This is a genomic window from Mesorhizobium shangrilense, from assembly GCF_040537815.1.
Lineage (GTDB): Bacteria > Pseudomonadota > Alphaproteobacteria > Rhizobiales > Rhizobiaceae > Mesorhizobium > Mesorhizobium shangrilense.
The window spans coordinates 47,940-66,420 of the sequence record NZ_JBEWSZ010000013.1; the positions used below are offsets into that span (position 1 = coordinate 47,940).

Sequence of the window (18,481 nt, forward strand, 5' to 3'; positions counted from 1 at the left end):
CAATTTTCCTTTCGCTAGGAGCGGTAGGGGGCTGGCAGGCCGGAGTTCCGTCCACGCCGACGATGCCGCCTAAACGACGGCCACCTTCTTGAATCCTGGCGGCAAGATAATGGTCGAAGCGGTCAACGCCTTAACGGGATAGAGGAGGATCAGCACATTGTGCTGGGTATCGAACGCCTCAGCGACGCACTCGTGCGAAGTTCCATTCTTGTCTGTAATCGACAAGGAAACAGGACGCGTCATCTTGCGGCCGATCGGCAGTACCGGGCCCAGGGTATGGTTCAAGGTAACGACTATATCTGACGGCCGTCCGAACTGCGCGATGAAGGAAGGGGAAGGCTCGATGCGGCGGAGTCTGGCTTCAGCACCGTGCCCGGCAACGAACCCGTTGGGCTCCAGAATATAGGCGACGCACGCACGATGATTGGTGCTGGCAAATTCCCGCGCCGACGCGTAGACTGACGCCCCGAATTTTTTCGCAAGCTTCATTGGGGTTTTGATTTCGAACGCGCAGTCGGCGGCATGCCGTGCGAAGGCGTCCCCTTTGAAAAGCGCGTAACGCGCGAAGTTATTTGCCTCGCGTGGGGTGCTTAGACACCCGCACACACGGTCTGGGTGGTGTCGGCGAGAAGAGAGAAGCCGCTCCAGCGAGCTCTATCTACAGAAGCCGACATCATCCCCTGAGTCGGGTTTGCAGTGCCTGCCGATTGACGACGAGGTTGTCGAGGTTCAGCAGGTCTGGCTGCAATCTTTGCAATCGCCTAACCAGCGCCCGCGTACCGTCCACCACGAAGACGCCGCAATCATAACCGTTCCGCTGTTGGGCCATGCCGGGTGACATCAGGCCGGAATGGCCCAGCCTTGCTGCGAGCTCTGCTGCAGGCTTGTCATTGTATCCCCTGTTGGAGTCGTAGTGATAAGCAACCGGCCTTTCCCGCTCGCTGCGATCAACGAACAGCAGCGACCAATGGCTACCGCGGCGATTAGGATCCGTAGCACTGGCATCGTTCACCGGCACGAACAGGAAGTCGGCTCTATCGTCCCCATTCTGATCATCGACGACGCGCCGGAATGCGCGTGACGCGTCGCTCTCGGCGCCCAAGCGCAGATGATAGTGGGCTACGAGGGGATCCACGAACCGCGTTCGGGCGGCCAGATCTGGATTGTTCCGCTGCAACTCCTGCGCCAGGAGCTCGTAATCCCTCAGGATATGTTCGTCGCCCAGCCATTGCCTGGCGCCGAGCACCCGCCCGCTGCGGTCGTGGGACGAGGCTGTAGGATACGAAGCCCCGATCTGAGCATCGGAGGATGTGCTCGGAAACACTGGCGCATAATGAGCATCGTCACGCAGCTCGTGCGGTGTGGACGGCAAATCAAGGAGAGACCCAAGCCCGCGGTAGAAATCTGACGACAGAGCCCTTGCCGGTGCCGCTAACGCAGCTTCACTCATGGGCCGAGGTCGAGGGTGATGGATGAGCTGAACGTCATTGGGCCCTCCGGTCCCCAAGACGGCGGTGTAGCGCTCACCGCGAATGTCGTAGCTCATCACCCGCTGTTCCGCGTCCGGCAACAGGCCCAAGTGGCTCAAGCTAGAGAGCATCGTTTCCGGGGCGGATTGGGTGCGGTGGGAAAAGTCCTCGGGAACGGCGAATGAAACATCAATTGTCTCGCCGACAGGGGGGGCGGTCTCCTCAGCCCTCGCGGACGCTGGCACGGCCTGCTCCATCGTCGGTCGAAAGAGCTCTGGCGAGGCGGAATTTCCCACCCGCAAGCTGGGCTTCGGAGCGAGTTCCGGTCGATATCTCAGTGGTACCTCCTCGCTTGGTAGCAGGCTGCTCCTGTCCAGTGCACCCATCAGCTCGTCCGGCGCGCGCCGGTCGCCGTGGCGCCAGTTCAAGTGACGAACGGCCCCTCCGAAATCCGGTGCTTGGTGATGGTGCGCAGTTGGCACGGGAGACGATGGTAGAACCGCGTCGTCTTCATTACCTTCCCCTGGGAGGTTCTCTGGCCAACCGAATGCCTCCTGCGGTGCGCTGTGCTGCGCAGCGGCGTCCCCAATGGGACTAGCGTCCATGCCGACCGTGTCTTCCGGATGAGCAGCAAGGGCAATTTCGCGTCCGAGTGCGGCGCGCGGCAGGAACTTCTGGAGATGAACCAGTGCAGCACCGATCTTTTGCTCACCACCGGAGTCCTTATAGCGCCTGACATCTTCATCCAGCGACCCCTCGTGAATCCGAGCCGCAATCCCCGGCTTGTTGTTTTCACGCAGGTATTGACTGAAACGTTTAAGAACAGTTGCATAGCTGCGAGTGGTATTTGGAGTCGGCCAGATCGCAGGCGCTGCCTCGTACTGTTTGATGAGGGCCGCTGTGTATCTTCTGATGAGCGCCGCGTCGTCAGGATCGGGATTCAGGGCAGTGCGCCCCACCATTGGCGCGGCTCCGCCCGCCGACTTCTTGAGCTGACCCAGTGCGCCAGCCACGGATGAGGAACCACCCTTGCTCTCGTACTCCTTGAGATCCTGATTCAGCGACGGATGGTAAAGCCGAGCAGCAAATCCCCGCCTGTTGTTTTCAAGGAGCCAACGACCAAAGCCGAAAAGAAGACTTACATTGCGCGTGACCGTGCTCTCCTTGGCCTTACCCGCGCGGAGTGCTGACCTCAGCCCTTCAATAACGGTCGCATCGCTGGAATAAAGAGGACGCTTGTTGCGACCGTCGGAGACCACTATCGGAGGATCCGGCTGCATTGCCGAGGGCATCGACCCACCGCCTCCGGCATGCGGTGCTGGGGTGTATTCGTGCTCGTCCCCGGGCATCATAAGCCGCGCCCCCCATGCCGATGTACCCACTTGATGGGCGGGGTCCTGCATCGGTTCGATCTCCTCCATCTCCTCCCGCAACCAAGCCAAAGCTTGTCGAGCGGCCTGCGCGGCCTCGCCAACCGCGGAGGATGTCTCCTCAGCCCTGGCGAACGCCGGCCCGGCAGGCGCCGGCACAGAATGAGAATGGTCACGCAACTCGAACGGTGCGGGCGGAGCCAGATCAACCACTGACGAATGCGGCGCATGATGATGCCGCGTCGTTGAGTGACCCGGCTGCAGCACCGAGGCACCCAGCATCGGCACACCGCCTCCGGCGTACGGCGCCGCGGCGTGTTCCTGTCCGCTCCCTTGCATCATGGGCTGCGCTTCCCATGGCAATGCGCCCGCTTGATGAGTGGGGGCCTGCATCAGCACGCGAGCGCCTGAATTGTCGATCTCGCTTAGCCGCGGCTCAGTGGCAACGTCGCCTGGCGGGAGGCTGCTCCTGTCCAGTGCACCCATCAGCTCGTCCGGCGCGCGCTGGTCGCCGTGGCGCCAGTTCGAGTGACGAACGGCCCCTCCGAAATCCGGTGCTTGGTGATGGTGCGCAGTTGGCACGGGAGACGATGGTAGAACCACGTCGTCTTCATTACCTTCCCCTGGGAGCTTCTCTGGCCAACCGAATGCCTCCTGCGGCGCGCTGTGCTGCGCAGCGGCGTCCCCAATGGGACTAGCGTCCATGCCGACCGTGCCTTCCGGATGAGCAGCAAGGGCAAATTCGCGTCCGAGTGCGGCGCGCGGCAGGAACTTCTGGAGATGAACCAGTGCAGCACCGATCTTTTGGTCACCACCGGAGTCCTTATAGCGCCTGACATCTTCATCCAGCGACTCCTCGTGAATCCGAGCCGCAATCCCCGGCTTGTTGTTTTCACGCAGGTACTCACTAAAGCGGGTAAGAGCATGTGCATATCTCCTGGTGGTATTTGACGGGACATTGTTCGCAAAGGCCGACGCTTGGTACTTTTGGACGAGTGCTTCGTGGGGATAACCTTCAAGGATGGGTCCGCTCGCTGCGGCCTTGAGATTAGCTAGTGCCGTAACGACGGACGAAGGACCACCCTTTCTCTCGAACTCCTGGACATCCCGGGTCAGCGACTCGTCGTCAAACCGAGCAGCAAGGCTCGGCTTGTTGTTTTCAAAGAGCCAACGAGCCAAGTTGAGTAGATGCTCTCCATTGGACTCGATGATCGCTTGCCCAAATCCCAAGATAAGGGACGCGTCATCGGAATAAAGAGGGCGCGTGCTGCCAGTTACGCAAACCCCTGTTGGCTGGCCCGGCTGCACCGCCGGGGGCATCGACCCACCGCCTCCGGCATGCGGTGCTGGGGTGTATTCGTGCTCGTCCCCGGGCATCATAAGCCGCGCCTCCCATGCCGATGTACCCACTTGATGGGCGGGGTCCTGCATCGGTTCGATCTCCTCCATCTCCTCCCGCAACCAAGCCAAAGCTTGTCGAGCGGCCTGCGCGGCCTCGCCAACCGCGGAGGATGTCTCCTCAGCCCTGGCGAACGCCGGCCCGGCAGGCGCCGGCACAGAATGAGAATGGTCACGCAACTCGAACGGTGCGGGCGGAGCCAGATCAACCACTGACGAATGCGGCGCATGATGATGCCGCGTCGTTGAGTGACCCGGCTGCAGCACCGAGGCACCCAGCATGGGCACACCGCCTCCGGCGTACGGCGCCGCGGCGTGTTCCTGTCCGCTCCCTTGCATCATGGGCTGCGCCTCCCATGGCAATGCGCCCGCTTGATGAGTGGGGGCCTGCATCAACACGCGAGCGCCTGAATTGCCGATCTCGCTCAGCTGCGGCTCAGTGGCAACGTCCTGCAGATCGTTCAGGGTCCTCTGCCTCTTCGCCGGTCTCAACTCCGCTGTATCATGCTCACTATTGATGAGGACCTCCTCGCATGGCGGGAGGCTGCTCCCGAGAAGTGCACCGATCAGCTCGTCCGCGGCCTGCAGGTAGTCGTGGCGCCAGCTTAGGGGACGAAAGGACTCTGCGGGATCCGGATCAAAACTTAACTGCGAAGAGAGTTGATCCTCCGACGGTCGCTGAAGCTCGTCTGGATCGATAGCTAAGACTGACGAATGGACCGGTTCAGCGCCTACCGCGTCGGGCGAGCGCCGAATCTGCTCTTCGTTGACAGCTAGCACTGGCGGGGCGGCAGCCTGACCCCCGTCCTGTCGAGAGCCGCTCGCCACGGAAGCGCCGCCCCCGCCGTTGTCACGAGTGACACTAAACCCGTCATCAGCTGAAGCACCGAACTCACGATACCTACGGAGGGTCTGCGACGCCTGATGATCATTCCGGAATGACTGGTCAGCATAGGCGAGCAAGAAATCGTCATCGAGCGCATTGATCGTTTCGCGTCGAGGCTCGAGATGTTTCGCTGACGTGCGAAGGGCCGCAGCATAATTCTGCGCGGTGTCCGGTTTCAGCCGTGGGAGCGCAACGTCTGCCTCGACCGACCTCTCGATGAGGCTCTGGTTGTTTTGACCAGCCGGTGCACTACGCTCGCGAAACTTACGAAGCGCCTCCAAGGCGGGCCGCATTAGCGCCTTCGGGAACGCCGCGTCAGCGATAGCGACCAACGAATCGTGACCAAGGCCTTCAATCGTCTCGCCCCGAAACCCGAGATAATCCCCCAATCTGCGAAGAGCCCCAACATAATTCTGCACGGTCTTCGACTGCAGTTTCCGCCGCGCAGCGTCTGCCTGAACGGCGGCGTCGATGAGGCTCAGGTCTCCCTGAGACAGATGAGGATGGAACGGGTCTGGCAGAGTCGGAAAGCCGGGGGCGGGAATTTGGGCAGCGGCTCGGCGCGCCTCGCCCAAGTGCTGCTCAAAGCCCTCTTGCCCGGCCTGTCCCGCTTGCTCTTGCGATACCGCGTGCTGCACCTGCCGCCAAGCTGTTACGCTGGATGGGTCAAGTTTGTGCGGGTCCACGCTAGCCTCACGTCCACATATCGGCTGAGCAACCTACTCGGGCAAACTTTCGACAAGCTGACGAGGTCCGCGGTCCCAGAGCGCGTAGGACCTAATTTTCTGCGCGCCGATTGTGCTGCCGCGATGTAGCCTGCTTGCCAGCTCGGCAGCTACGGCTCGCAACGAGCGTCGTAGGCTTGCCGCGCCGGTGGTGACGCTGCAGGTTAGCCCCGGATGCCAGCGCCCAAAGGCTTGACGCAGCGTCAGGGAGTGACAATATTTGGGGCTCACGACTTGATCGCCGCGGCGTCGCTGAAGCCGTGGCGCGCGCCCGGTCCGGTTCCGAAGGGGACCGCCCAGTCGCTGCCGCCGCAATGATTGAAGACCGCCTCGATACGGCCCTGTTCGATGCGCTGCGACCAGATATAATCTGGGCGGCCCACGCTTCCGGCCGCGATGACTCGGTCGAACTGCAGATCGTCGAATTCGGGAAGCGCGAGCAGCTGAACGAACAGCTGGCTGCCTAAGCTGTGAATGACGACGTCGGGCGGTTCGGGGATCCTGCTCGCCCGCGCGTGCGCGATTCCGGTCCGGATGGTGGTGCCCAGTTGGCGGGCCAGCGTGCGGTGTTGCCAGCGCGGCAGAACGCTGAAGCGGATCAGCCCATACTTGAAGATGAGGACGGGCGCGCTGTACTTAAGTTTGGTCGCGCAGCGCCAGCGAATGCGATCTTCGCGGCAACGGGCAAGCGCTATCCGCGCGCTGCCCATCGACACCGAAATCCCGAGATCTTTCTGACCGCTGTCAGAGGCATAAGGTCAATGGCATTTGCCGGTGGATGTGCCGATCTTGCAGCCTTCTGCCGTCACATAGCCGCGAACAAAAATGCGTATCGGAATAACCACGAATCGCGACAATGATAGTGATGACTGATGACCGCAGTCCACCGGACGATAATAAATGGGGTAGCACCCCTGCTCTGTTCGGAACGTCCTTGTCGTGGTCAGCGCCGGTCAATCGCGAGATAACGCCTCGATGGGTTTCAAACGCGCCGCTTTTTTCGCAGGAAAAAAGCCAAAGACCGCACCGACCACAACAGCCATGACGCAACCGACGCTGACTGCGTGCAACGAGATCACCATCGGAATAGGTGTTCCGATGGAGTGGGTGAGCGCGCCAAGGCCGAAGGCGAGGGCGACGCCCGCGCACCCCCCCATGATAGTGATGGCAAGGGTCTCGATCAAAAACTGCAACATAATATCGCTCGTCCGGGCTCCGACTGCCATCCGCAGGCCGATTTCGTTGGTGCGTTCGGTGATCGAGACCAGCATGATATTCATCACGCCGATACCTCCGACCAACAGCGTAACAGATCCGACAGACACTAAGAGCATCGAGAGAGTTCGGGTCGTCTTCTCAATCGACCGTCGTATTCGATCGGTATTGTATGTGAAGAAATCCCGCGTTCCGTGACGTTTCTCCAAGAACGCTATCACGGCTTTCTCGCCAACGTCCGTACCAACGCTCTCGTTGATTCGGACCATTATCTCGGGCAGCCGTTGCGGGCCCGAGATGCGGGACATCATGCTGATGTGCGGAATGAACACTTGCGGGCGCTCGTCCTGCCCTAAGGCTCCGCCGAGCTCTCCAATGGCGCCGACAATCACGAAGGGCACACCCTTTACGACCAGGATCTCACCAATCGGGCTCCTTGAATCTCCGAAGAACGTTCGTCGGATGTTGTTATCGATGATCGCTTCCTGCAGAGTGCGATTTTCACCGCCGGTGAATCGGTTGCCTTGCGTTAAGGGAAGTTCCGCGATGTCGAAATAGGCGTTGCTCACTCCCTTGATTACTCCGTCGACGGTCCTACTCTCGAACATGAGCTGCCCGGTTTCCTCAGCCAACGGACTGACACTATTTATGTAAGATTGCTCTGCCAGGGCGGCCGCATCGTCGGCGGTGAGCGTATCGACATTTCCGCGGTTGCGGTCATCCCAGCCGGTGCCAGGGAAGATGCTGATCGAGTTTGCGCCAAGGCTGTTGATCTGATCGAGAACGATCGCCCGGCCTCCCTCACCGAGACCAACGACGGCGATTACAGACATGATCCCCACGACGATACCGAGCAGTGTGAGAGCGCTACGCAGCCAATGTGCAGCAATCGATTGGAATGCTATTCTGGCAGCCTCGGACGTTCTTCTGAGGAAGCTTGTCAGGAAATCGGCCTTTTCCGCAAAATCGACCAGACCGGGCAAGGGAGGCCCTCCAGTCGCGACGTTGCGTCGATCGGAGACGATCTGTCCGTCGTTGATCTCGACGATCCGATCGGCGTGTCGAGCTACGCCCATGTCGTGTGTAACCATGACGATGGTGTGTCCTTCCCCATGAAGGGTCTTCAGGTGGTCCAGAACAATCGCCCCGCTCTTTGAATCGAGCGACCCTGTCGGCTCATCTGCAAGAATGATCTCTCCCCCATTCATCAACGCTCGGGCGATCGATACGCGCTGCTGCTGCCCACCCGACATTTCCATAGGGCGATGATGGAGCCGATCTTCCAGACCGAGTTGGGTTAGCAATCGCCGGGCTCGGGCTTGCCGCCTCAACTTCGAAACGCCGTTATAGATCGCTGGCACCTCGACGTTCGAAACTGCGCTCAGCGAGTTCAGAAGGTGATACCGTTGAAACACAAAGCCGAAATGCCTGCGCCTGAGTTCTGCGAGCGCGTCCTGACCAAGAGCCGACACATCCTGCCCGGCCAAAAGGTAAGTGCCGGCCGTCGGCGCATCCAAGCACCCCAGGATGTTCATGAGCGTCGATTTGCCGGAACCGCTCGCGCCCACAAGCGCAACGAATTCGCCGCGCTCTATGTCGAGATTGATTGCGCCAAGCGCCTCGACGGTTTCTCCTCCCAGGGTGAAAGAACGGCCAAGATCGCGGAGCTCTACCAGATGGGTCATCATTCAGCTCGTGCTCTTTGGCGCGGACACGTCCAGCAATACGGTTTCCCCTTGACGAAGGCCTTCAAGCACCTGAGCGTGAATCCTGTCCGTATAGCCAGTCCGAACCGATCGCTCTGTCACCTTGCCGTTTATGCCCTTCACCTTGACTAGATATGATCCGTCCGCCTGCCGCAGCGAAAGCGCCGCCAATGGCACGAGTAAGACATCATCAGCACGCCCTATTGAAATGCGTACTTGGGCGGTCATCTTGGTTCGAAGTTTTTCTTCTGGATTCTTCACCCTGAGCACGCCGTGGTAATAGACCGCGCTGTCTTTCGCCGCCTCCGTGGAGCGATCGTGCGCCGACTCATCGGCTATGGATGGAGGTGCATATTCAACCGCCTCAAGCGGGGCCTGGTAGCGAGTCTGTGGATCTCCGAAGATCGTGAACCAGGCGTTTTGACCAGGTCTTGTGCGCCAGACGTCGACTTCGGAAATCCGGATCTTTACCACCATCTCCTCAAGGTTCGCGATCACGGCGACCGTTGGCGAAGTCTGCGCAGAATTGAGCGTCTGTCCCGGCTCGATCGGGACCGCTACGATCTTCCCCTTCATTGGTGAGATTATCCGCGTGTATGCGATGTTGGCTTGCGCGGTCTCAACGTCGACCTCGCTTTGCAGGATCTTGGCCTCCAGCGAGACCTGTTCCGCCAATAGCGTCTGGTACTTTGTTTCAGCCTCTTCGAACGTCTTCTTAGAGACTGCATTATGCTCGCTGAGGTTACGTTGCCTTCGGAGGTCTGATCCAGCGAATCGCATCGCTACTTGCTTCATGCCCCTCTGGGCTTTCGTGTCCTCTACCTTGGCCTCCGCAATCCTAAGGGCGTTTTGCTGCGGAATCGCGTCGATCTCCGCCAGAAGGTCTCCGGGCATGACGGTCTGGCCGACGTGAACATGGATCGCCTTGATCTGGCCCGATACCTGGGCGCCAACGCGGACCATTGAGACCGGCTCTAGAGTGCCCAGGGCTAATACGACCTCTTCAACTGAACCTCGCGTAACAATCGCCGTCATTTCGTCGGGTCGCGCGCTTTCCGCATAATCTGCCGAAAGAAACGAATGATACGCCGCATATAAAGTCAGGGCCGCGACCGCCACTAGAACATATGTCGATTTATTTTTCACGTTATGTTCCATCACTCTCACTATTGACACCTGTCTATGCGGATAGTAATAACTTTCGAGAGTTTTATGTCCATCGATATATATTATATATATACATTTTGTCGGGTGACGCAAAAACATACATCTACGAATACCACCTATATTTACTTTTTATTGAACATATAAATCGATATGCGGCGAGATCCCAATTAAACAAGGAGACATTTTTCTCCGAAGGCCATTTATTTCAACTCCCGTTGAATGAGGTCGTACTCAGCAATCCTAAGCGTAGCAAAGATTTCAATGCGTGTTGCCATCGCGAGCCGTCCACTGGCTGCCCTGCAATGCGCATGCCAACTTTATGGCTGGAACGCGACAATCTGGGATTCTTCGGCGCATTTGGTGCAGGTTGCAGGTTTCAGCGCCGGTGCGAGTAAGTTCATGGAGTCGGAATCGCAATCGACGCCGTGATTTGCCCGTGCTCTGTGCCACCGCTCGCTGATTTCACCCGAGCTTTCGATCGACCAAATTGTCCCACAGGCCAATGGGGTTGTGCTCGTAGGCCCGGCCGGAGGCGATGGACTTGTGTATCCATGTTGCGGCCGCCGAACCGCGCGAAATCAAAAGCAGCCTGGAGCGATACACAGCTACGCGTGGACCGAAGTCTCTACAGCAGGTCTATCGACGAAAGTCGCCTTAACTCGCTGCTCCAACTTGCTTCGGACACCAAGGTCAACCTGTAGCGGTCTCGAGCAGCGCCATCCGACACTTTCTGTCGCCTTTGTTGCGTCCGCAACATGGCTTGTTCCGACAATCACTTGTTTGCGCACTTGTTTGCGCTCAAGCTAACTCGCTGAAAAGAAATAACAAACTTTTTTCTTCCGTCCGATCAAGCCAATTGGCACGAGTCTTGAAACCCTTTGGGTGTGAGGCGGCGAGAGCTGCCGACCGGCATGTCGCGGGCAGCCGCGATGGATGGAACGAAGGAAGGAAAGCTACATGTCAGGTCTGCGTCAGATCGCATTCTACGGCAAGGGGGGCATCGGCAAGTCCACCACCTCCCAAAATACGCTCGCCGCACTTGTCGACCTTGGGCAGAAGATCCTCATCGTCGGCTGCGACCCCAAAGCCGACTCCACGCGCCTGATCCTGAACTCGAAGGCGCAGGATACGGTCCTGCACCTCGCGGCAGAGGAAGGTTCGGTCGAAGACCTCGAACTCCAGGACGTGCTCAAGGTCGGCTACAAAGGCATCAAGTGCGTGGAATCCGGCGGTCCCGAGCCGGGTGTCGGCTGCGCCGGGCGCGGCGTCATCACCTCGATCAACTTCCTCGAGGAGAACGGCGCCTATGACGATGTCGACTATGTCTCCTACGACGTGCTCGGGGACGTGGTGTGCGGCGGCTTCGCGATGCCGATCCGCGAGGGCAAGGCCCAGGAAATCTACATTGTCATGTCCGGCGAGATGATGGCGCTCTATGCCGCCAACAACATCGCCAAGGGCATCCTGAAATATGCCCATTCGGGCGGCGTGCGTCTCGGCGGCCTGATTTGCAACGAGCGTCAAACCGACCGCGAGCTCGACCTAGCCGAAGCACTGGCTTCCAGGCTCAATTCCAAGCTCATCCATTTCGTGCCGCGCGACAACATCGTCCAGCACGCCGAGCTCAGGAAGATGTCAGTGATCCAGTATGCGCCGGACTCCAAGCAGGCGGGGGAATACCGCGCGCTGGCCGAGAAGATCCATGGCAATTCGGGGCAGGGCACCGTGCCGACCCCGATCACAATGGAGGAGCTCGAGGACATGCTGCTCGACTTCGGCATCATGAAGACCGACGAGCAGATGCTTGCCGAGCTTCAAGCCAAGGAAGCCGTAAAGGCGGTCGCCCAGTAACCGCCCTGCCGCCACGAGGCGCGGCCTTGAGCTGACGCGCCTTTCAAAGAACGGCGCCTCGTCAGTGAGGCGTCACTCAAACCTTTATAGGGGTCCCATGAGCCTGGAATACGAGAATGACGGCACTCTCCATGCGAAGCTTATCGAGGAGGTGCTGTCGCAATATCCCGACAAGGCGGCGAAGCGCCGCAAAAAGCACCTCAGCGTCGCAAAGAGTGGGGACGAGGCTAGCGAGGAAGGCGAGGTCGTTTCCGAATGCGACGTCAAATCGAACATCAAGTCCATTCCGGGCGTGATGACGATTCGCGGCTGCGCTTATGCCGGCTCTAAGGGCGTGGTGTGGGGTCCAATCAAGGATATGGTCCATATCTCGCACGGCCCGGTCGGCTGCGGGCAATATTCCTGGTCGCAGCGCCGCAACTACTACGTCGGCACGACGGGCATCGACACGTTCGGGACAATGCAGTTCACCTCCGACTTCCAGGAGAAGGACATTGTTTTCGGCGGTGACAAGAAGCTGGAACAGATCATCGACGAGATTGAGGGACTGTTTCCCCTCAACAACGGCATGAGCGTGCAATCCGAATGCCCGATCGGCCTGATTGGCGACGACACCGAAGCCGTGTCCCGCAACAAGGCCAAGGAGCACGGAAAGACGATCGTGCCGGTGCGCTGCGAGGGCTTTCGCGGCGTCTCGCAATCGCTCGGCCACCACATCGCCAACGACGCGATCCGCGACTGGGTCTTCGAGAAGAAGGATATCGAGTTCGAGGCCGGCCCTTACGACGTCAACGTGATCGGCGACTACAATATCGGCGGCGACGCCTGGGCCTCGCGCATCCTGCTCGAGGAGATAGGGCTGCGCGTGGTCGGCAACTGGTCGGGCGACGCCACGCTCGCCGAGATAGAGCGCGCACCGAAGGCCAAGCTCAATCTCATCCATTGCTATAGGTCGATGAACTACATCTGCCGGCACATGGAGGAAAAATATGGCGTCGCCTGGATGGAGTACAATTTCTTCGGCCCCTCCCAAATCGAAGCCTCTCTGCGCAAGATAGCCAGGCATTTTGGGCCCGAAATCGAGGAGAAGACTGAGAAGGTCATCGCCAAGTACAGACCGCTTGTTGATGCCGTCATTGCCAAGTATCGGCCGCGCCTCGAAGGCAATACCGTCATGCTCTATGTCGGCGGCCTGCGCCCCCGCCACGTCATCACCGCCTACGAGGACCTCGGCATGGTGATCGTCGGCACCGGCTACGAGTTCGCCCACAACGATGACTATCAGCGCACCGGCCATTACGTAAGGAACGGCACGCTAATCTATGATGACGTGACCGGTTACGAGTTGGAGAAGTTCATCGAGGGGGTTCGCCCTAACCTCGTTGGCTCGGGGATCAAGGAAAAATACCCGGTGCAGAAGATGGGCATACCGTTCCGCCAGATGCACTCCTGGGACTATTCGGGACCGTATCACGGCTATGACGGCTTTGCCATTTTCGCCCGCGACGTGGATCTTGCCATCAACAACCCGGTCTGGGGCCTGTACGACGCCCCTTGGAAAAAAAGCCCGAGCCGTGGGCGGGCGCTGGCTGCCGAATAACACCCGGCCTTAGCCTGGTCTCCCCAAGGGAGACGATGAACGCCCGCGGCCCCGTGGCCCGCGGGACACCTGAAACGTCTCGACGTCCCTGAGCTGCGGTATGGCGCGGTCAGATGAAAAAGAGGTAATCACCAATGCCGCAGTCGGCTGAAAAAATTCTCGACCACGCTCCCCTGTTCCGCGAGCCGGAATACAGGCAGATGCTCGCCGAGAAGAAGCTGAATTTCGAATGTCCGCATCCGGATCAGATCGTTACCGATCAACGAGAGTTCACCAAGACGTGGGAATACCGCGAATTGAACCTCGCCCGCGAAGCGCTTGTGGTGAACCCCGCCAAGGCCTGCCAGCCGCTCGGCGCGGTGTTCGCGGCCGCGGGCTTCGAGCGAACCATGTCTTTCGTCCACGGCAGCCAGGGCTGCGTGGCCTATTACCGCTCGCACCTGTCGCGCCATTTCAAGGAGCCTGCTTCGGCGGTTTCCTCCTCGATGACCGAGGATGCGGCGGTATTCGGCGGCCTGAAGAACATGGTCGATGGGCTCGCCAACACCTACCAGCTCTACGATCCGAAGATGATCGCCGTCTCGACGACTTGTATGGCGGAGGTCATTGGCGACGACCTGCACAGCTTCATCGAGAACGCCAAGGACGAAAACTCGGTCCCGCGCGACTTCGACGTGCCCTTCGCCCACACGCCGGCCTTCGTCGGCAGCCATGTCGATGGCTATGACGTAATGGTCAAGGGCATTTTGGAGCACTTCTGGAAAGGCCAGGAGCGCACGGAAGCCGGGGGAACCATCAACATCATTCCCGGTTTCGACGGCTTTTGCGTCGGCAACAACCGGGAACTCAAGCGCCTGCTCGATCTGATGGGCGTGTCCTACACCTTCATCCAGGACGCCTCAGACCAGTTCGACACGCCGTCGGACGGCGAATACCGCATGTATGACGGCGGCACGAAGATCGAAGACGTGAAGAAGGCAGTCAACGCCGAGGCGACACTTTCGCTGCAGTATTACAACACCCGAAAAACGCTGGACTACTGCCGGGAAGTCGAGCAGGCCACGGCCTCGTTCCATTACCCGCTCGGCGTCCAGGCGACCGACGAACTCCTGATGAAGGTCTCGGCGATTTCCGGCAAGGAGATCCCCGAGACAATCCGCCTTGAGCGCGGTCGACTGGTTGATGCCATGGCGGACAGCCAGTCTTGGCTGCACGGCAAGAAATATGCGATCTACGGCGATCCGGACTTCGTCTACGCCATGGCCCGCTTCGTCATGGAGACCGGCGGCGAGCCCACCCATTGCCTCGCCACCAACGGCACCTCGGCGTGGCAAGCCGAGATGAAGGAACTGCTTGCATCCTCGCCCTTCGGCAAGGACGCTCAAGTCTGGCCGGGCAAGGACCTCTGGGCGATGCGTTCGCTGCTCTTCACCGAGCCGGTGGACCTGCTGATCGGCAATTCCTATGGCAAGTATCTGGAGCGCGACACCGGCACGCCGCTGATCCGGCTGATGTTTCCGATCTTCGACCGGCACCATCACCATCGTTTCGCGCTCATGGGCTACCAAGGCGGGTTACGCGTCCTGACGACGATCCTCGACAAGATCTTCGACAAACTCGATCGCGAGACAAGCGAGACGGGCGTGACGGACTATTCTTATGACCTCACCCGCTAGCAGCGGCGGCCGGCCTTTCGCCAAGGCTGGCCGCCTTCCAATGCACTTTTGGAGACCGACGCAATGTCCTCGCTCAGCGCCAAAATTCAGGATGTCTTCAACGAGCCCGCCTGCGAGAGAAACCGCGGCAAGGATGCCAAGGCGCGCAAAGAGGGCTGCTCGAAGCCGCTGACCCCCGGGGCGGCAGCCGGCGGCTGCGCCTTTGACGGCGCCAAGATCGTGCTGCAGCCGATCACCGACGTCGCGCACCTGGTCCATGCGCCGCTCGCCTGCGAGGGCAATTCCTGGGACAACCGGGGAGCGGCTTCGTCGGGGGCAACGCTTTGGCGCACAAGCTTCACAACCGACCTCACCGAACTCGACGTGGTGATGGGGCAGGGCGAGCGCAAGCTTTTCAAAGCGATCCGCGAGATCAAGGAAGCTTACGCGCCGCCAGCGATCTTCGTCTATTCGACCTGCGTGACGGCGCTGATCGGCGACGACATCGAGGCCGTCTGCAAGCGCGCGGGGGAAAAATTCGGCTTGGCCGTGGTGCCGGTCAATGCGCCGGGCTTAGCCGGCTCCAAGAACCTCGGCAACAAGCTCGCCGCCGAGGCGTTGCTCGATCACGTCATCGGCACGGTAGAACCCGACGACGCCGGGCCGTACGACATCAACATCCTTGGCGAATTCAACCTCTCCGGCGAATTCTGGATGGTGAAGCCGCTGCTTGATCGGCTCGGGATCCGGGTGCGCGCCTGCATTCCGGGCGACGCGCGTTACCTCGACGTTGCTTCCGCGCACCGGGCCCGGGCGGCTATGTTGGTGTGCTCGACCGCGCTCATCAATCTTGCCCGCAAGATGGAGGAGCGCTGGGACATCCCGTTCTTCGAGGGCTCCTTTTACGGCATTACCGACACCTCGGAAGCACTTCGCAACATTGCTGAGCTGCTCGTGAGGAAGGGCGCTGATCCGGAGATCCTCAACCGCACACAGACGCTGATCGCAGTGGAAGAGGCGATTGCGTGGAGGAAGCTCGAGGCCTACCGGAGGCGGCTTCAGGGCAAGCGCGTGCTTCTCAATACAGGCGGCGTGAAGTCTTGGTCGATCGTCCACGCGCTGATGGAGATCGGCATGGAGATCGTCGGCACCTCGGTCAAGAAATCCACCGTCGAAGACAAGGAGCGCATCAACCAGATCCTCAAGGACGACAACCACATGTTCGAGCAGATGGCAGCGCGCGACCTTTACGCCATGCTCTCAGAACACAAGGCCGATATCATGCTGTCGGGCGGGCGCACGCAATTCATCGCGCTCAAGGCCAAGACACCCTGGCTCGATATCAACCAGGAGCGCCAACACCCTTATGCCGGCTATGACGGCATTGTGGAACTCGTACGCCAGATCGACCTCGCCATTCATAACCCGATCTGGTCCCAGGTGCGGGAGCCGGCACCGTGGGATTGCCAGCCTGCGGTAGTGGACGAACCGCCGGGCACGAAGAGCGAGACCGCGACCTTGCACACTGTCCAGGAATTTACCGCCACGATGGCCGACGATTTCGGCGAGTGTTGAGGAAATCCGATGGCGCGCATTCTTTCCCAGACCAAATCAGCCGCGGTCAATCCGCTGAAGTGTTCGCAGCCGCTGGGTGCCGCCTTGGCCTTTCTTGGGGTCGACGGTGCGATGCCGCTGTTCCACGGTAGCCAGGGCTGCACCAGCTTCGCGCTCGTGCTGTTCGTGCGGCATTTCAAGGAGACGATCCCCCTGCAGACCACCGCGATGGACGAAGTGACGACGATCCTCGGCGGGGCGGACAATCTGGAAGAGGCGATCCTCAACCTCAAGATCCGCACAAAACCAAAGCTGATCGGGGTCTGCACGACGGCGCTGGTGGAAACCCGGGGCGAAGATTCCGCAAGAGACATCGCCGACATCAGGCTGAAGCGCGCGGAAGAAATCGCGGGTACGGAGATCGTACTGGCCAACACGCCGGATTTCGATGGCGCGATCGAGGAGGGCTGGGCCAAGGCGGTCACCGCGATGATCGAAGGTATTACACGGCATGGCGAGCAGGTGCGGCAGTCAAAGAAGATCGCAATCCTGCCCGGCTGGAACCTCACTGTGGCTGACATCGAGCATTTGCGTGAGATGGTTGAAAGCTTCGGACTCGAGCCAGTGATCCTGCCGGACGTCTCAGGCTCGCTCGATGGCACCGTGCTCGACCGCTGGATCACGACCACCTACGGCGGCACCAGTGTCGAGGATATCCGCGAGCTTGGTACCGCCGAGCACTGCATCGTTATCGGCGAGCATATGCGCCGCCCCGCCGAGGTGCTGCGGAAATTGACCGGCGTGCCTTACGTGCTGTTCCAGTCGCTGACCGGATTGAAGAGCGCCGATCGGTTCGTCTCCCTGCTGTCCGCGATATCGGGCGCGTCTGTGCCGGCAGGGATGCGCCGCCGAAGGGCGCAATTGCAGGATGCGTTGCTCGACGGACATTTCCATTTCGGAGGCAAGAAAATTGCGATCGCTGCTGAACCAGACCAACTCTATCAACTCGCAACCTTCTTCGTCGGCATGGGCTCCGAAATCGCGGCGGCAGTCACCACGACCGATATGTCGAAAATTCTGGAGAAAGTACCGGCGCAGTCGGTTCAAATCGGCGATCTCGGCGATTTGGAAGCTCTTGCCGCCGGCGCTGATCTTCTGGTCACTCATTCCCATGGACGCCAGGCGTCGGAACGCCTTGGCATTCCGCTCATGCGCGTCGGCTTCCCGATCTTCGACCGGCTCGGCAGCCAGCACAAGCTCACAATCCTCTATCAGGGGACCCGCGACTTGGTTTTCGAGGTTGCCAATATTTTCCAGGCTAACCGGCAGGCGCCGACGCCCAAGGAACTTGATCCACTCCGCAAGCGAGAAACGCCAGATGGGGCCCGTTCGTCGCCTCTCACTTGTCACTGACGAGGTTCACGCTCCGATGCCGGAACGAAGAGCAGGCGCATTGCGCGTGGCGATCGCCACGCAAGACATGAAGGACCTCAATGCCCATTTCGGGTCGGCCAAGCGCTTTGCTGTCTACGACGTGACGCGCGAGGAGTGGAACCTCGTGGAAGCCGTGGCCTTCGATGACGTTTCCGACGAGAGCGGGGAGCATCGGAGCGAGGGCGATGACCGCATCACACCGAAGGTGGAGGCGCTGAAGGGCTGTCATCTGCTGTTTTGTCTGGCGATCGGCGGGCCGTCGGCAGCCAAGGTTGTTTCGGCAAAAATCCATCCGATCAAGGTGCCGCAGCCCCAAAGCATCCAAGAGGTGCTGTTGCGCACGCAGATGATGCTCAGGACGTGTCCTCCCCCCTGGTTGCGCAAGGTGCTGGCGGAGGCAGGCGTCACCGAGAAGAAGCCGTCCTTCGAGGATGAGGACGACTGAAATGAG

At 60.0% G+C, this 18,481-nt stretch carries 11 protein-coding genes; 6 read left to right on the forward strand and 5 right to left on the reverse strand.

Going from position 1 to position 18,481, the window contains the following annotated elements; translation table 11 throughout:
- Nucleotides 1–69: 69 nt before the first annotated feature.
- From ABVQ20_RS38460 to ABVQ20_RS38480, 5 genes are all read right to left on the reverse strand, one after another.
- The gene (locus ABVQ20_RS38460; protein WP_354465014.1) at nucleotides 70–489 is read right to left on the reverse strand and encodes a hypothetical protein; all 420 of its coding nucleotides are present in this window, start codon (nucleotides 487–489) and stop codon (nucleotides 70–72) included.
- Between the two features lie 184 nt (nucleotides 490–673).
- The gene (locus ABVQ20_RS38465; RefSeq protein WP_354465015.1) at nucleotides 674–5,809 is read right to left on the reverse strand and encodes a Ulp1 family isopeptidase; all 5,136 of its coding nucleotides are present in this window, start codon (nucleotides 5,807–5,809) and stop codon (nucleotides 674–676) included.
- Nucleotides 5,810–6,075: 266 nt separating this feature from the next.
- Nucleotides 6,076–6,558, reverse strand: a complete 483-nt coding sequence (locus tag ABVQ20_RS38470) for a hypothetical protein (protein WP_354465016.1) — start codon at nucleotides 6,556–6,558, stop codon at nucleotides 6,076–6,078.
- A gap of 243 nt (nucleotides 6,559–6,801) precedes the next feature.
- Entirely contained in the window at nucleotides 6,802–8,748 is a 1,947-nt protein-coding gene (locus ABVQ20_RS38475) for an ATP-binding cassette domain-containing protein (RefSeq protein ID WP_354465017.1), read from the reverse strand.
- Nucleotides 8,749–8,751: 3 nt separating this feature from the next.
- Nucleotides 8,752–9,915: an efflux RND transporter periplasmic adaptor subunit gene (locus ABVQ20_RS38480; protein ID WP_354465018.1), complete on the reverse strand. Its 1,164-nt coding sequence runs from the start codon at nucleotides 9,913–9,915 to the stop codon at nucleotides 8,752–8,754.
- A gap of 978 nt (nucleotides 9,916–10,893) precedes the next feature.
- Between ABVQ20_RS38480 and nifH the strand changes: the two genes are divergently transcribed.
- From nifH to nifX, 6 genes are all read left to right on the forward strand, one after another.
- A complete protein-coding gene (gene nifH / locus ABVQ20_RS38485; protein WP_354465019.1) occupies nucleotides 10,894–11,787 on the forward strand; it encodes a nitrogenase iron protein in 894 nt (297 codons plus the stop codon).
- Nucleotides 11,788–11,884: 97 nt separating this feature from the next.
- Entirely contained in the window at nucleotides 11,885–13,387 is a 1,503-nt protein-coding gene (nifD, locus tag ABVQ20_RS38490; RefSeq protein WP_354465020.1) for a nitrogenase molybdenum-iron protein alpha chain, read from the forward strand.
- Nucleotides 13,388–13,521: 134 nt separating this feature from the next.
- Nucleotides 13,522–15,063 (forward strand): nitrogenase molybdenum-iron protein subunit beta, encoded by a 1,542-nt coding sequence (nifK, locus tag ABVQ20_RS38495; RefSeq protein WP_354465021.1) that lies wholly within the window; start codon nucleotides 13,522–13,524, stop codon nucleotides 15,061–15,063.
- A 63-nt stretch (nucleotides 15,064–15,126) separates the two neighbouring features.
- Nucleotides 15,127–16,617, forward strand: a complete 1,491-nt coding sequence (gene nifE / locus ABVQ20_RS38500) for a nitrogenase iron-molybdenum cofactor biosynthesis protein NifE (protein WP_354465022.1) — start codon at nucleotides 15,127–15,129, stop codon at nucleotides 16,615–16,617.
- Nucleotides 16,618–16,626: 9 nt separating this feature from the next.
- A complete protein-coding gene (gene nifN / locus ABVQ20_RS38505; RefSeq protein ID WP_354465023.1) occupies nucleotides 16,627–18,009 on the forward strand; it encodes a nitrogenase iron-molybdenum cofactor biosynthesis protein NifN in 1,383 nt (460 codons plus the stop codon).
- A complete protein-coding gene (gene nifX, locus ABVQ20_RS38510) occupies nucleotides 17,975–18,475 on the forward strand; it encodes a nitrogen fixation protein NifX (RefSeq protein WP_354465024.1) in 501 nt (166 codons plus the stop codon). The genes nifN and nifX overlap by 35 nt, the downstream gene beginning before the upstream one ends.
- Nucleotides 18,476–18,481 lie beyond the last annotated feature (6 nt).